Below are 15,419 nucleotides of genomic sequence, written 5' to 3'. Positions count from 1 at the left end.
GTGCCACCCCTCGCCCGAGTAGGCCAAGGGGTGTCATTCATCCGTCGGTACGGCTACCGCTGCAATATCGCCGCCGCGGCGTCACTCAGCGCCCGCTCGGGATCGTCGACGAAGGCGGGCCACCGTGCGGCGACATGCCCGTCCGGACGAACGAGCACCGCGCCGGTGTCGGTCAGCCCGTAGACGTCGGTGAACGAGCCCGCAACCGCCTCCGCGAGTTCGACGGACCCGACGACGTGCGTCGCGATCGTCGGGCCCGACTCACCGAGTAGACCCGCCGCGTCGACCCATTTGCCGCCTTGACTCGCCACGAGCAGTGACCATGTGCCGCCGGCGAGTTCGACCGTCGACGGAGTGGATCCGTCGAGGCGACGCAGCCGCAGATGTGGCAGCCGCGCGCCGGGCGCCGCAGTGGGGCGGTAGATCGCGATCGTCGACTCCGGTACCTCGGCACCGTCGGGCACAATGGCCTCGCTTCGGTAGACGTATCCGAATTGCTGTCCCTGCGAATGGAATTCGGGCTTCTGTAAGTCCACTCCCGCCGCGAACTGGGCACGCATCTCGCCGCCCGACTCGGCGGCCATCATCGCGAGGACCTGCGGATCCGACATCAGCTTGGCGGCTTCCTGCTGCGCCGCGGCGTTCGCCATGCACTGATCCGCGTTGTAAACCGCGACCGGGCGACGCTCGCTTTCGTAGGTGTCGAGCAGCCGCGCACCCGCCTGCCCGCGCAACACCGCGGCAAGTTTCCACGCGAGATTGTGCGCGTCCTGGATACCGCTGTTCATGCCGAAGCCACCCATCGGCGGAAACTGGTGAGCAGCATCGCCGACCAGGAACAGCGGCGCCGCCGCGAACCGGTCCGCGATGGCCATGTCGATATTCCACTGCAGAACCGACCGAACATCGGGATCCAGATCCGCTACCCCGGTGGCGTCGCGCAGGTGCGTCAGGATGCGTTCCGACGAATAGTCGTCGACAGTCTCGTCGGGGGCCAGTTCGACGCTGTACACCCAGCGGGTTCCACCGTCGAGTGCGATGAAGATCCCCTGCGTCGACGACGACATGATGGTCCACAGAATGTACGGCCGCTGCCTGGTCTGCTCCCGCAGGTCGGCGTGGAAGTAGATATTGGCCCGACGCCCGAGTGGCAGGGAGCGTTCGACGTCGATCGCACCGAGCTCCCGCATCGTGCTGCGAGCACCGTCGGCCCCGATGACGTATCTCGCGGCGATCTCGCGGCTCGCCCCGCCGCGGACGACGGTCAGCACCGCGCCGTCTTCGCTCGCCGTGTAGCCGGTGACCTCAGATCCGAAGGTGACAGTCGCCGTCGCCTCGGCGCCGACCGCCGCGAGAAGTTCCCGTTCGATCAAGTCTTGCGCGCAGGAACACAGTCTCTGCGGTGAATTCTGTTCCGCGCTTTGCTCATCGAGGTAGTCGAGCGTCGCGTACTCGGTCCCGTTGATCGCGTCGGCCCACACGAACGCGGTGGCCAACTCGGCGGGCAGGGCCGCCTCGCGGATGCGATCCGCAATGCCCCACTGGTCGAAGAGTTCCATCGTCCGGGCGTTGATGACGTGGGCACGCGGTTGATCCGACGGCGTGGTGCGGCGCTCGAGCACTTCGACGTCGACTCCCTGCCTGGCAAGCAGCAGAGCGGCACTCAAGCCCACCGGTCCCGCTCCGACGATGACTACTTCGTGGGTCGATTCAACGGACATGGACGTTCTCCTTGACTGTCAGGGCTGAGGTGAAGAGGTGATCGGGGTCGAACTGGCGGAAAATGTCGAAGGTCTGCTCATCGGGCTTCATCGTCGACAGGTCCTCGACGTCGGCGAAACTGGCGGCGACGTCGGTGCCGACCCGGATCCGTCGAATGACCTCACGAGAGGTGGCGAGGAACTCCAGCGCACGCTCGCGGTCGGTGTTCTCGTTCCAGATCGTCATCACGTTGAGCAGGTGGCGCTGGTCGCGACCGGCCGCGCAACTGGGCCGCGCGGGGCCGGCAATCGCGCCGCCGAGCGCGGCCACCTCGATCACCGTGTCCGACGTCGGGATCGAATCACTCAACGCGACAACGGCTTCGACGTCGGCGGCGGAGAGTCCCGCCGACCATCCCGACGCGGTGCGAATACCGAACCGCTGCCGCGTGAAGCCGGCGTCGGTGACGGCGCGCAGTTGGTGCAGCGTGGTGTCGAAACGTCGGGCGAACAGCACTCCGGCCAACGAGTCGAGCGGCACGAGGTCGGCGTCGGCGGCACTCAGGTCGCCGGAGTGGACCGTCGTCAGTACTAGCGCCGGACGGCCGACCGCGGCGGTGTCGATCCCCGGCACCGGCGGAGCATGCCGGATCATCACGACCGAGGTGACGTCGGCGCTCAGGTCGCGCGTCCAGGCGTCGTAGAACATCAGTGCGTCCACGGCGTGGTCGATGTCGATGATCTGCTGCTGCACACGGATCGCGGACAACGGCCGGGTGGTGAAGACGGCCGAGGTGATGAGACCGGGCGCGTACCCAGCGCCGCGCACCGCCCGCATGAGTTCGGGGTGGGTGGTGTCGTCGGCGTCGATCACATCGCCGGCAGCGGTCACCATGGTGATCGATTGCAGTGCGTCGCAGATGAATCCGTCTCGGCGGAAGGTGAATCCGACGCCTCCGGCGAGGCTCGCTCCGATCAGTCCGGGCTCGCTGGGCACCGGCAGCGTCATCGCCCGCGATGCGGCGTCCAAGCGAGCGCTGGCGGCGCCGGTCAGCGTTCCCGCCTCTACCCGCAGATCGCCGGTATCCGTGATGGTCGTGTCGCGGTTCGCCGACGTCGACAGCACGACGGCGCCTGCCCGTGTTGACCGGCCACCCGGCGACCAACCGCCGCCACGTACTGCCAACCGAACCCCGCGTTCGTACAGGCCGCCGACGATCCGCGGCCAGTTGCTCGTGTCGGCGCAGGTCACCGTGCCCGCCGCGGCGTCGACGACTTCGGTGTTGGCGATCCGGCCATCGTCGTCGGGGGTCCACCGGATGTCCGCCCCCGCGACGGCTCCGACGAGGTCGTCGACCGATGCTCGCGTGGAGTCACTCATGGTCATCGGAGTTCCTCCACCACCGGCGTCTCCATGACGCCGAGTCCGCTGATCTCCATTCGAACGACGTCTCCGCCACGCAGGTAGACGGGCGGACTCTGGAAGGCACCGCAGCCGGTCGTGGTTCCCGTCATGATGACGTCGCCGGGCGATAGTTCGATGACTTTGCTGAAATCTTCGATCAGATGCGGAATGTCGACGATCATTTCGTCGCTGTTTCCCTCCTGTCGGAGTTCACCGTTGACCCAGCATCGCAGAGTCAGATCATGCGGATCGGGGATCTCGTCTTTGGTCACCAACCACGGTCCGAGTGGCGCACCGGTCGGAATTCCCTTTGCGCGGGTCATCTGGGCGAACATCGCATTGAGATGGACGTCTTTGAATGCGAGATCGCGGGCGGTCACATCATTGGCGATGACATATCCGGCGACGTGATCGTAGGCGTCGTCGACCGATATGTAGCGACCGCCCCGGCCGATGACCACACCGATCTCGGTCTCGTAGTCGAACTGCTCGGTCTGGCGCGGTACGACGAGATCATCGGTCGGGCCGATCACGGTATTCGATGGTTTGAAGATGATGATCGGCTCCGACGGCGACGGCGCGTTCTTCATACCCGCGGCCTCATCGACGTGCGACTGATAGTTGCCGCCCGCCACAATGATCTTCTCCGGGAAGGGAACCGGTGGTCCGAGCCGTGTGGTCGCCGGGTTGATCCAGTCGACGTCGGGAGCTTGCAGGCCTGCCTCGATGATTGGAACGAGTTGGTCGAGTAGGGCGAGGACGGCGTTGGTGTCCAGGGCGACGAGACCCGCGGATCGGAGCAGGGTGTCCAGCGGCGCGACGCCCTTGCCCGGAACGTAGACGCCGGGCCGTTCGGACCGTTTCGGTCCGAAGCTGACGATTTTCATAGTGACTCTTTTCGATAGTCGGGGTGGTATTCGAAGCCGATGTGACCGCGGTAGCCGACAGCGTCGAGAGTTGCGATGATCGCGGAGAAATCGATCTGCCCGGTACCGGGCATTCCGCGGCCCGGATGGTCGGCGAATTGAACATGTCCGAGTAAGTCGGAATAGGAATTGATCGCGGCGATCGGGCCTATTCCCATCACCGCGAGGTGATAGACATCGATCAGCAGACGTATGTTCCCGTGTCGGGTGAGCGACGCTGCCTCAGTCACGAATTCCGCCGTGCGCGCGATATCGACGAATGGGAAGTCGGGGCTGTCAACATTGTTGAGAGTCTCGACCACGACGCTCGCCCCGACGTCGGCGAGCGAGTCCGCGACGAGAATCAGGTTGCGGCGGGCGGTCTCGTCCTGAATCGTTGCGTCGAGTCCGGTGATCCGATTGCCGTAGAGGGCGTTGACGACCGCGCACCCGGTGCGGTCGACGATCTCGATGACCGAGTTGAGATTGCGGCGAACTCGGTCTTGACGAGCGGGGATGGAGAGCAGTCCGCGATCACCGGCGGCGACGTCGCCCGCGTCGAGGTTGATAGCGGTCAGCGTGACTCCCGCCCTGCGGAGATGCCCGACGAGGTCATTGATCTGTCGCGTCGTCGCGACGGGATTGTCGAACGGCCACCACATTTCGACGAACTCGAATCCGGCTGCGGCAGCAGCAGATATCCGCTCGCCGATCGGACGGTCCGGGTAGAGGATGGAGAGATTGGCGGCGGCGTTGCCGACCCGCACGCCGCCGATGGTCGGGCTCACCGAACTGCCCGGGCGAGTCGGACGAGCGCGGCCGGATCGGCCGCGCCGAGCCCGTCGGCGTCGGCGGCGGCGAACCTGGATCGGCCGGCGTCGAAGACGGCGGCATCGATTCCCTTGTCCCGCACCAGGTCCGCGACGAGGTCGAGGACTTCACGCATGCCCCGAACGGTGGCGCCGGTGTCTTCGGTCCGTCCGGCGTCGAGCAGCCCGAAGGTTCGCTCCATCATCGCGCTGGATCCCCAGCTGCGGCGAAGGATTCCGCTCGCTAGGTCGAGCTCGATGTCGAGGTCTTCGACCAGTGCGGCGGCCTCGGCGGCGACCGCCATGTGTGCGCTCGTGAGTAGCTGGTTCACCAACTTGAGTCCCAATCCGGCCGTCGGCCCGCCGACTAGTGTCGGTTCACTCGACAACGCCGCCAATATGTTTCGCGCGGTGTTGTAACCCTCCCGGCTGCCGCCCACCATGATCGCGAGGGATCCCGATCGGGCGCCCTCGACGCCGCCGCTGACCGGCGCCGCAAGGAAATGCGCTCCGCCGCGCTGCGCCTGCGCGGCGATCTCCGCTGCTGCCGCAGGCGCGAAGGTCCCGTGTTCGACGAAGATCTGGCCGGGACGACCGCTCCGGAGCAGACCGACCGGCCCGAGGTAGGTCGTCCGAACCGCGGAAGTGTCACGGAGACAAGTCAATACGATTTCCGCTTCGGCGACACCGGCAGGCGTCGCGGACCAGTGCGCGCCGGCGTCGAGGACCCGTTGAGCGTGATCGCGAGTTCGGTTGTGCACGACGACGTCGTAGCCCTGATCGATGAGGCGCTCGACCATCGCCGTCCCCATCGCTCCGGTACCGACGAAGCCCACGGTTGCGGTCATTGCGGTACTCCTCTCAAGAAGTCGAAGTCGCAGCCGGTATCGGCCTGCCCGACGTGCGCCAGATACAGCCGCTCGTATCCGCGCGCCGCTGCCTTCGCGGTGAAAGTTGTTGTACGAGAATGCAGCTCGCGAGCATCAACCAACAGGTCGATCCGGTTGGCGGCAACGTCGAGCTCGATCAGATCGCCGTCGCGGACCACGCCGAGCGGCCCGCCGACCGCCGACTCCGGGGCGACATGCAGAACGACTGTGCCGGTTGCCGTTCCGCTCATCCGCGCATCCGAGACCCGGACCATGTCGGTGACTCCACGGTTGAGCAACGCAGTCGGAATCGGCAGATGCCCCACCTCCGGCATCCCCGGTCCGCCGACGGGACCGACGCCCCGCAGCACCAGGACCGAGCTCTCGCCGATTCCCAGCGTCGGGTCGTCGATCCGGCGATGCAGGTCCTCGACACCGTCGAACACGACGGCCGGGCCGCGGTGCGCCAGAAGATGTTTCGACGCGGCGGAGCGTTTGAGGAGCGCCCCGGACGGGGCCAGAGAGCCGCGCAGCATCGTCAGCGACGACGCCGGGCCGGCGGGGTCGTCGGGTGAGCGCAGGCATCGAGCGGTGTCGGGTCGGGCGACGACGTCATCTCGCCACGGCCGGTCCGCGCCGCTGAGCTGATCGAGGTCGGCGAGGCCGGCCAGTGCGCCCATAAGTGCGGGGACGGCGCCGTCGGACTGGAAATCGTGCAGGAATCTGGTGCCGGACGGTTTCACGTCGGCGACCAATGGCGTTGTGTCACTGAGGTTTTGCAGCCGCTCGGCGGGAAGCGAGAGTCCGAGCCGACCGGCCATCGCGGTGAGGTGGAGCACGGCGTTCGTGGAGCCGCCGACCGCACAGATCGCCCGGAACGCGTTGTGGAGCGCGCTCTCGGTCACGACGTCGGCGGGGACGAGACCGGCGCGGGCGCGCTCGACGATTGCCCTACCGGTCTCCTCCGCGGCTGCGGCGCGGGCCGCCGACGAGGCCGGCAGCAGCGCGGTGCCCGGCAGCGCCATGCCGAGGACTTCTGCGACGACGGCCATCGTCGTCGCGGTGCCCATCACATTGCAGGTTCCGACGCCGCAGCTGAGGCATGCTTCCAGGGCCGACCAGTCGTCGTCGGAGAGCCGTCCGGCGCGGCGCTCGTCGATGAGCGGCCACAGTTGTTCCACGGCCATCTCCTCGCCACGCCAGCGGGACAGCGGACGCGGCCCGGCCGCCAATGCGAGTGCGGGTTTGCCCGCGCTCAGCGCGCCCATGAGCTGTGCGGGGATGGTCTTGTCGCATCCGCCGAGCAAGACCACGCCGTCGATCGGACTGCCGACGATCATCTCCTCGGTGTCCATGGCCAGCAGGTTGCGCAGATACATGCTCGACGGCCGCACAAAGGCCTCGGCGAGCGATATGGTCGGGAACTCCAGCGGCAGCCCGCCCGCGGCGATGACGCCGCGCTTAACCTGTTCGGCGAGTTCGCGCAGTCCACCGTTGCACGGGTTGAGTTCGCTCCAGGTGTTGGCGATGCCGATGACCGGTGCGGCGCCGACGGCGGCGGATGATCTCCCGGCGCCGCGCAGAAATCCGCGGGTGATGAGGCCGTCCGGGCCGCGGTCGGCGAACAGTTCACCACCGCTGCGGACGATTCCTTCTTGAGACATGATTTCCTTCGATTGCTCGCTACAGCACGAGGAGTGCCGCGACCGCGTCGTTGAGTTCGACGCCTGCCTGGTCGTCGCTGCGCCATGCGATGTGACCGTCGGGTCGGATGAGGAGCGCCGACTCATTCGCCAGCGAGTACGAATCGGCAAAGGCCTGCTCATCGACCTCGAATTCGCGGGCCCCGACCTCGACTACCTCTATCGGGAATTTGAGGCGTTCGTTGAGCAGTCGCGCGGCGTCGGTCCAGGCGCCGCCGTCGCGTCTGTGCAACAAGGTGATTCGTCCGTCGAAGAGGTGCAGGCTCGACGTCGGTTCGCCATAGCTCGTGACCCGCAGGTACGGCGCCCGCCGCCCGACCTTCGCGGTCAGATCCAACTCGCGGTAATCGTCGGCGACACCGTAGCGGAATCCGAGGTCGCGTTGGATTGCCAGCAGGTGGGCCTTCTGCCGGGTGATCGGATCGCCGGGCGATTCGCCGGAGGCGATGTTCTCCCACACCGCGTCGAACCGCGCGGCGTTGTCCGCACTCCACGACGCGTTCGATTGGGCAATGGGGCGACGTTCGGCCTCGTAGGTGTCGAGCAGCGCATCACTCGCCGCGCCCGACGCTGTCAGAGCGATCTTCCACAGGAGGTTGTGGACATCCCCGACGCCGGTGTTCAGGCCGAATCCCCCGGTCGGCGGGAACGTGTGGGCCGCGTCGCCGGCGAGGAAGACGCGGCCGCTGCGATACTGCCGAGCGACCGTCGCCGACACGAGATATGTTGCGGTACTGATGATTTCAGGGTTCACATCACGACCGACCGCCCGGGCGATGAGCGCTCGGGACTCCTCGGGCGTCAACTGCCCGGGATGGTGTCCATCGCGGCCACGCATCCGGAAGGTGACCCAGCGGGAATGACCGTCGACGGGTGCCACCGTCACGAATCCGCCCTCCGGATCGGCGGTGAGGTATTGAATCGCCGCACGTCCGTCGATCGCGCCGGCGAGATCGCCATGCCAGTAGACGCTCTGCCAGAAGCCGATGTCGACACCGTCGCAGTCGATGCCCAGCGCCTTTCGGGTGGCGCTGTTCGCGCCGTCGGCAGCGATGACGTAATCGGCCGTGATCACGTTCCGCGCGCCGGTCGACGTGTCGACGACGGTGACGCTCACACCCGAGTCGTCCTGCTCGATGTCCTCGACCGCTGTGCCATATCGCGTAACGACGCCGCCGCGTTCGGCGACGGTCCGGCGCAGAACGGTTTCGAGCTGATCTTGGGCGATCCGCGTGTCACTCGTCGGGCTCTGATCGAAGCTCGCGCCGCCCGCGGGAGTGCGCCCGTATTCTGCGCCGGCCAGAGTCTCGCAGTAGACGAATCCGTATTCCGGGTCGGCCGGGGCCAGCGCGCGCAGCTCCTCACCGACGCCGAGCAGACCGAACAGTTCCATCGCACGGGTCCGTACCCCGCGGGCCTTGGGATGGTGGTAGGGGTTCTCGTGTCGCTCGACGAGCACGCACTTCAGTCCGTACTTCGCCGCCCACAGCGCCGCGCTGAGCCCGACCGGCCCACCGCCGACGACCAACAATTCGGTGTGCTCCATGGTGCTCCTGGTGACTTCGAGTGCGGGATCTGAGCGACGACGTGAGTGCCGACCACTATGTGTGCCGCGTCACTCGCATGCAATGTATACAAAGTATGCGTTGCGGACGACGAGTTGGCAAGAGGCAATAGATCTCGGTGTCCGGACTACTCCGTCGCGTACCGAGCGGCTGCCTCACGGACGTGCTCCGCTGCCGCACGCTCCGCGGCGACGACGTCGCCGGCGACGATCGCTTCGACGATTCCGGAATGCGCCCGGGGCGTCAGGTCACCACGATGGGAGATGTTGGATTTGCTGACGATCGCGAACCGGTCCCAGATCCGGTCACTCGCCTCTTCAAGCAGCGGATTTCCCGAGAGCCGGGTGAGGCAGCGGTGGAATTCCAGGTTGGCCGCCCAGACCGCAGCCGGGTCCCCGCGCTCGGCGCTGACCGCGACCTGCTCGGCGGCCGTCTGAAGTTCCGCCAGTTGTGCGGGGGCGAGACGACCGTCGTGCTGAGCCTGTGCGCTCAACCGCGCGGCGAGCATGTCCAACGCTCCGTGCAGCTCCAGTGCGTAGCGAATGTCGTCGGCCGAGAGTGAGTTGACCACCACCCCCCGCCCGGTCGCCGCGACCAGACCGTCGCTCTGCAACCTGCGCAGCGCCTCGCGCACCGGGGTTCGGCTCATTCCGAGGTCGTCGCACAAACCCAGCTCGGTGAGGCGTTGCCCCGCCTCATAGTCGCCGGCGACGAGCTTCTCGCGCAGACGCCGATAGGCCACCTCGGCGTTGTTCTGTATACCCGGGCGGCCGGCGGTTCGACTGTTACGCGAGTCCATCGGTCAACGTATACATTGCGCGCAGCCGCGCTGCCACGTCGGCGTCGACGTTCGTCGGCACACCGGTCAGACCCATTGCGCCCCTTGGCCGTGCTCCTCTTCGAACACCATCCAGGTCGTCGTCGAGCGCACACCGTCGATGCCCTGCAGCCGTTCGAGAACAAGATGTCGGAGCGTTCGGTTGTCCGGCACGCGCACCGTCACCAGGACGTCGAACGCCCCACCGAGCAGCGCGAAGTGATCGACGAACGGGAGTTCGCGCAGAGCCTCGGCGATGCCACGCCACGAGTCCTGCCTGATCGACATCGCAACCAACGCCGACGTCGTCAGCCCCGCCTTCTCATGGTCGATGCGCGCGGTGAAACCCCGGATGATTCCCTCGGCGAGGAGCCGATCGATGCGCACATAGGCGTGCGCGCGGGAGATGTGGGTCCGTTCGGCCAGTGCCCGCACCGATATTCGCGCGTCTCTGGTCAGCTCGTCGAGTATCCGCCGATCGACGTCGTCGAGGACGTAGCGCGACTCCGCCGTTCCGTCAGCTGCCATCTGTCTGCCCAGCCCTCGCCAGCCGGATCGACAGTGGACATATCACCGCACGTTCCTTGGGTTGAGATCATTTTGTCTTGACATCATCGCTCGCTGTTTTCTCTTTGTCGCCCCGGTCACACACTGGGAATACCATACTTTCACTACTCAGGAGGCGACGGTGTCCACTGTGACAGCACCCGACACGGCGTCGTACCGGAAGTTTCTGCCAGCCGACTCACCTGTGCAGTACCTGACCCCGGACGGCGTTCCCACGGCGAGCGAAGCACGCTACGCCCACCCCAGCGACGACCGGCTCGTCGAGATGTTTCGCGGGATGTACCTCGGCCGGCGTTTCGATCTGCAGGCCACCGCGCTGACCAAGCAGGGCCGCCTCGCGGTGTACCCGTCATCGCACGGTCAAGAGGCGTGCCAGATCTCGGCGGCGATGAGCCTGCGCCCCCGGGACTGGATGTTCCCGACCTACCGGGACTCGATGGCGCTGGCTGCCCGCGGCATCGAGCCGGTGGAGATTCTCGCCATGCTCGCCGGTGACTGGCATTGCGGATACGACCCGACGGCTCATCGCACGGCTCCCCAGAGCACGCCGCTGGCCACGCAGTTGCTGCACGCCACCGGCGCCGCATACGGCGAACACCGGCGCGGTTCGGACGCCATCGCCCTCGCGTTCTGCGGCGACGGCGCCACCAGCGAGGGCGACTTCCACGAAGCCCTCAATTTCGCCGCGGTCTTCCGAGCACCCGTGGTTTTCCTGGTGCAGAACAACGGATTCGCGATCAGCGTTCCGTTCTCGCGGCAGAGCGTCGCACCGAGCCTCGCGCACAAGGGCGTCGGATACGGCATCGGATCCGAGCAGGTCGACGGCAACGATCCGGTGGCCATGCTCGCCGTCATGGACGCGGCCGCCGAATTCGTCCGGGAGGGTAACGGCCCGGTCATCGTCGAAGCGCACACCTACCGGCTCGAAGCCCACACCAACGCCGACGACGCCACGCGATACCGCGACGACGCCGAAGTCCAGGAATGGACCGCCAAAGATCCACTCGATCGGCTGGAGAAGTACCTGCGCGAGGTCGGAGCCGTCGACGATGCGTTCCTCGATGCCCTGCACGAGGAAGGCGAGCAGCGCGCCGCCGACTTGCGGGCCGGCATGAACGTCGATCGGCCGAGCGATCCGCTGGACCTGTTCCGGTATGTATTCGCAAATCCCACAACACAACTGCGGGAACAGCAAGCTCTGGTCGAGGCCGAGCTGCGCGCCGACGCCGAGGAGAACTGACATGGCAATCACCATGGCTCAGGCACTGAATACCGCGCTGCGGGACGCGATGACCGACGACCCCGACGTGGTCGTCTTCGGCGAAGACGTCGGCCCGCTCGGCGGCGTGTTTCGAGTGACCGACGGACTCACCCGTGATTTCGGCGCCGACCGGTGCTTCGACACCCCGCTGGCCGAGTCCGGCATCGTCGGCTTCGCGATCGGTATGGCGCTCACCGGTTTTCGACCCGTCGTCGAGATGCAGTTCGACGCCTTCGCCTACCCAGCGTTCGAGCAGATCGTGTCGCACGTGGCGAAGATCCGCAATCGTACGAAAGGTGCGTTGTCGGTGCCGATGGTGATACGCGTTCCCTTCGCGGGCGGCATCGGCGGCGTCGAACATCACTGCGATTCCAGCGAGGCCTATTACGCGCACACCCCCGGGCTCAAGGTGTTTGCCCCGGCGACCGTCGCCGACGCCTATTCCCTTCTGCGCCAAGCGATCGCCGACCCCGATCCGGTGATATTCCTGGAGCCCAAGCGAATGTACTTCGCGCGCTCGGACACCGAGTTGACGATCGGCGAACCCGCCGGACGCGCCGCCGTCGCACGGCCGGGCCGCGACGCCACACTGGTCGCCTATGGGCCGTCGGTTTCGGTGGCGCTGACCGCCGCCGATGCCGCTTCGGCTGATGGTCACGACATCGAGGTGATCGATCTGCGCACCATCGTGCCGTTCGACGACGAGACGGTCACCGCGTCGGTGCGAAAGACCGGTCGCTGCATCGTGATTCAAGAAGCACAGGGCTTCGCGGGCGTCGGTGCCGAGATCGCCGCACGGGTACAGGAACGTTGCTTTCACCACCTGCAGGCGCCGGTACTGCGAGTCAGCGGCTTCGACATCCCCTATCCCGCGCCGAAACTCGAGCGCACGTACCTGCCCGGCGTCGACCGTATCCTCGATACCGTCGAGCGCCTGCAGTGGAATGACACCCCGGATACCCGTTGGGACGTGTCAGCATGAGCGACAACGTATTCCGCCTCCCCGATCTGGGCGAGGGGTTGACCGAGGCGACCATCCTGGAGTGGAAGGTGGCCGTCGGAGACACGGTGACGATCGATCAGCTCGTCGTCGAGGTGGAGACGGCCAAAGCCGCCGTGGAAGTACCCATCCCATTCGCCGGCGTGGTCGCCGAACTGCACGGCGCACCGGGCGAGGTGCTCGCGGTCGAGGCGCCGCTGATCACGGTCAGAACCGTCGAGACATCTGATTCCCCTGCGGCGCAACGGTATCGGGAGGAGGAACGGGCCGGTTCGGGCAATGTGCTCATCGGCTACGGCACCAGCGAGGACACGCGGCGACGCCGTCGTCGGGTCGCGTCGGTTGCGCCACTCGCCGCGGTTGCCTCCACTGCCAGTCCCCGAGTGATCTCCCCGATCGTCCGTGACCTGGCTCGGCGCTCCGGCGTTGACCTGCATCAGGTGACGCCGACCGGAGCGGGTGGGGTGATCCGGCGCGCCGACGTCGAGCGGGCCGCCGGTTCTGTCGGTATGGAAAGTGCTACTCCGGGATCGGTTGTGCCGGTTTCGGTTTCATCGGTTGACCACGTTGATCAGGTGATCCCCCTGCGGGGCCTCCGGAAGACGATCGCCGACAAGTTGTCGACGAGCCGCCGGGAAATCCCCGACGCCACCACGTGGGTCGACGTCGACGCGACGGCGCTGGTGGATGCCCGCCGGACGATCAATGCCGCGCTGCCCGAGTCGGAGCGTGTGTCGCTGCTGGCGCTGATCGCACGGCTGACAGTCGCGGCGCTGAGCCGCTTTCCCGAGCTCAACGCCACAGTCGACACAGCGCGCGGCGAAATCACCCAACATGGGCATCTACATCTGGGCATCGCCGCGCAGACACCGCGCGGGCTGGTGGTACCGGTCATCGACCGGGCCGAGGACCTCTCCGCCGTCGAACTGTCGGCGCGGCTGGCGGCGGTCACCGCGTCGGCGCGGGACGGAAAACTCTCTCCCACAGAGCTTTCCGGCGGCACATTCACGCTCAACAACTACGGGGTGTTCGGCGTCGACGGCTCGACACCGATCATCAATCATCCCGAGGCGGCGATTCTCGGAGTGGGGCGGATCATCGACCGCCCGTGGGTGGTCGACGGGCAACTCACCGTCCGGAAGGTCACGCAGATATCGCTCACCTTCGACCATCGGGTGTGCGACGGCGGCATCGCAGGCGGTTTCCTGCGCGCGGTCGCAGATTACCTGGAGAATCCGGTGATCGCGCTGGGGAGGCTTTAGGTGGAGACCGACCAGAGTGATGTGCTGATTCTGGGTGGCGGATCCGCCGGCTATGCGTGCGCGCTGCGCGCGGCTCAGCTCGACAAGTCGGTGACGCTGATCGAAGCACGGAAAGTCGGCGGGACGTGTCTGCACAACGGCTGCATTCCGACCAAAGCCATTCTCCACGCGGCGGAGATCGCCGACATGACGCGTGCCGGGACCCGATTCGGGGTTCGATCGGTATTCGACGGCGTCGATATCGAGTCGCTGCACGAGTACCGAGACGGCACCATCGACAAGCTGTACACCGGATTGCGCGGACTGCTGGCGCAGCGCGGGGTGCGGACGGTCGAGGGTTTCGGGACATTCGTCGGCGACCGGACCATTGTCGTCGACGGGCGGCGATACACCGGTGATTCGGTGGTACTCGCCAGCGGGTCGCGGTCACGTACGCTGCCGGGATTCGACGCCGGGCCGCGCATTCTGACCAGTGCCGAGGCGCTGACTCTGAACCACATCCCAGACTCCGTGATTGTGTTGGGCGGCGGCGTGATCGGCGTCGAATTCGCCAGCGCCTGGCGATCTTTCGACGCCCAGGTGACTATCGTCGAAGCGTTGCCCCGGTTGGTCGCCGGCGAAGACAACTGGGCGTCGACGCAGCTCGAACGCGCCCTGCGGCGTCGGGGAATCTCGGTACGGACATCGACGCCGGTGTCGGCGGCGGCGGAGACCGATGACGGTGTCCGGATCACGTTGTCCGACGGGTCGTTCCTCTCCGCCGATGTGCTTCTGGTCGCCGTCGGCCGGGAGCCGCGGACCGACGAATCCGGCTACGCCGAGAACGGAATCGTGCTGGACCGCGGGTTCGTGGTGACGGACGATCATTTGCGCACGAATCTTTCCGATGTATATGCGGCCGGCGATATTGTGGCAGGTCCGCAATTGGCGCATCGGGGTTTCGCGCACGGCATCTTCATCGCCGAGCATATTGCCGGATTATCACCGATACCTGTCGCTGATCATCTGATTCCCCGAATCACCTATTCGCATCCGGAGGTCGCTTCGGTGGGATATTCCGAAGAATCGGCTCGGGAACGTTTCGGCGACGTCGAATCGATCGTCTACGATCTCGCCGGAAATGGACGCAGCAGGATTCTCGGGACGAGCGGCGGGGTCAAGGTCGTGCGCGCGGTGGGCGGGCCGGTTCTCGGCGTGCACATGGTCGGGGACCGGGTGGGCGAACTGATCGGCGAAGCACAGCTGACTGTCGCGTGGGAGGCCTTGCCGTCGGACGTCGCACCGTTCGTTCATGCGCACCCGACCCAGAACGAAGCACTCGGCGAAGCGATGCTGGCGCTCGCTGGGAAGGGTCTGCACGTGCACGAGTGAGAATTGGTGGGAGTGTCGCGTTTGAAGAGTTGTATGACCGTTGCGTTCCGCTGCCGGTTGAGCGAGCGGAGCGAGTCGAAACCCCCACCGGCCGGATAATCACGAAACCCGCAGCGTCACAGTGGTTTCGACTCGGCTTCGCCTCGCTCACCAGCAGGATGCGGCGAAGCAGGGTGCGCGCACGA

Annotated in this window: 13 protein-coding genes; 4 read left to right on the top strand and 9 right to left on the bottom strand. The window is 66.4% G+C overall.

Annotated elements, in window-relative coordinates; genetic code table 11:
* Positions 1 to 53: 53 nt before the first annotated feature.
* The 9 genes from HH308_RS20300 to HH308_RS20260 form a co-directional block, all read right to left on the bottom strand.
* On the bottom strand, positions 54 to 1,721 hold the full coding sequence (locus HH308_RS20300; protein WP_170196067.1) for an FAD-dependent oxidoreductase: 1,668 nt from the start codon (positions 1,719 to 1,721) through the stop codon (positions 54 to 56).
* The gene (locus HH308_RS20295; RefSeq protein WP_170196066.1) at positions 1,711 to 3,087 is read right to left on the bottom strand and encodes an FAD-binding oxidoreductase; all 1,377 of its coding nucleotides are present in this window, start codon (positions 3,085 to 3,087) and stop codon (positions 1,711 to 1,713) included. The genes HH308_RS20300 and HH308_RS20295 overlap by 11 nt, the downstream gene beginning before the upstream one ends.
* Complete coding sequence (locus tag HH308_RS20290; protein ID WP_170196065.1) at positions 3,084 to 3,992, bottom strand: fumarylacetoacetate hydrolase family protein; 909 nt, start codon at positions 3,990 to 3,992, stop codon at positions 3,084 to 3,086. Before HH308_RS20290 ends, HH308_RS20295 begins: the two co-directional genes overlap by 4 nt.
* Positions 3,989 to 4,798, bottom strand: coding sequence for a hydroxypyruvate isomerase family protein (locus HH308_RS20285; RefSeq protein ID WP_170196064.1), 810 nt, complete (start codon positions 4,796 to 4,798; stop codon positions 3,989 to 3,991). Before HH308_RS20285 ends, HH308_RS20290 begins: the two co-directional genes overlap by 4 nt.
* Entirely contained in the window at positions 4,795 to 5,667 is an 873-nt protein-coding gene (locus HH308_RS20280; RefSeq protein ID WP_170196063.1) for an NAD(P)-dependent oxidoreductase, read from the bottom strand. Before HH308_RS20280 ends, HH308_RS20285 begins: the two co-directional genes overlap by 4 nt.
* A complete protein-coding gene (locus HH308_RS20275; RefSeq protein ID WP_170196062.1) occupies positions 5,664 to 7,352 on the bottom strand; it encodes a dihydroxy-acid dehydratase in 1,689 nt (562 codons plus the stop codon). Before HH308_RS20275 ends, HH308_RS20280 begins: the two co-directional genes overlap by 4 nt.
* Positions 7,353 to 7,371: 19 nt before the next feature.
* Positions 7,372 to 8,937 carry an FAD-dependent monooxygenase gene (locus HH308_RS20270; RefSeq protein WP_170196061.1) on the bottom strand — a complete coding sequence of 522 codons (1,566 nt, stop codon included), beginning with the start codon at positions 8,935 to 8,937 and terminating at the stop codon, positions 7,372 to 7,374.
* 146 nt (positions 8,938 to 9,083) lie between these two features.
* A complete protein-coding gene (locus HH308_RS20265) occupies positions 9,084 to 9,755 on the bottom strand; it encodes a GntR family transcriptional regulator (RefSeq protein WP_170196060.1) in 672 nt (223 codons plus the stop codon).
* A gap of 66 nt (positions 9,756 to 9,821) precedes the next feature.
* The gene (locus HH308_RS20260) at positions 9,822 to 10,301 is read right to left on the bottom strand and encodes an Lrp/AsnC family transcriptional regulator (RefSeq protein WP_170196059.1); all 480 of its coding nucleotides are present in this window, start codon (positions 10,299 to 10,301) and stop codon (positions 9,822 to 9,824) included.
* Positions 10,302 to 10,461: 160 nt separating this feature from the next.
* Here HH308_RS20260 and HH308_RS20255 point away from each other — a divergent pair, with 160 nt between their 5' ends.
* The 4 genes from HH308_RS20255 to lpdA are packed head-to-tail and all read left to right on the top strand — an operon-like array spanning position 10,462 to position 15,234.
* Positions 10,462 to 11,580, top strand: coding sequence for a thiamine pyrophosphate-dependent dehydrogenase E1 component subunit alpha (locus HH308_RS20255; RefSeq protein ID WP_170196058.1), 1,119 nt, complete (start codon positions 10,462 to 10,464; stop codon positions 11,578 to 11,580).
* A 1-nt stretch (position 11,581) separates the two neighbouring features.
* Positions 11,582 to 12,583: an alpha-ketoacid dehydrogenase subunit beta gene (locus HH308_RS20250; RefSeq protein ID WP_170196057.1), complete on the top strand. Its 1,002-nt coding sequence runs from the start codon at positions 11,582 to 11,584 to the stop codon at positions 12,581 to 12,583.
* Positions 12,580 to 13,863 (top strand): dihydrolipoamide acetyltransferase family protein, encoded by a 1,284-nt coding sequence (locus tag HH308_RS20245; RefSeq protein WP_170196056.1) that lies wholly within the window; start codon positions 12,580 to 12,582, stop codon positions 13,861 to 13,863. Before HH308_RS20250 ends, HH308_RS20245 begins: the two co-directional genes overlap by 4 nt.
* Entirely contained in the window at positions 13,864 to 15,234 is a 1,371-nt protein-coding gene (gene lpdA, locus HH308_RS20240) for a dihydrolipoyl dehydrogenase (RefSeq protein WP_170196055.1), read from the top strand.
* Positions 15,235 to 15,419: the final 185 nt, after the last annotated feature.

Origin of the sequence: Gordonia asplenii, assembly GCF_012933505.1 — a bacterium.
GTDB lineage: Bacteria > Actinomycetota > Actinomycetes > Mycobacteriales > Mycobacteriaceae > Gordonia > Gordonia asplenii.
This window is presented reverse-complemented; position numbering and strand designations above follow the sequence as displayed.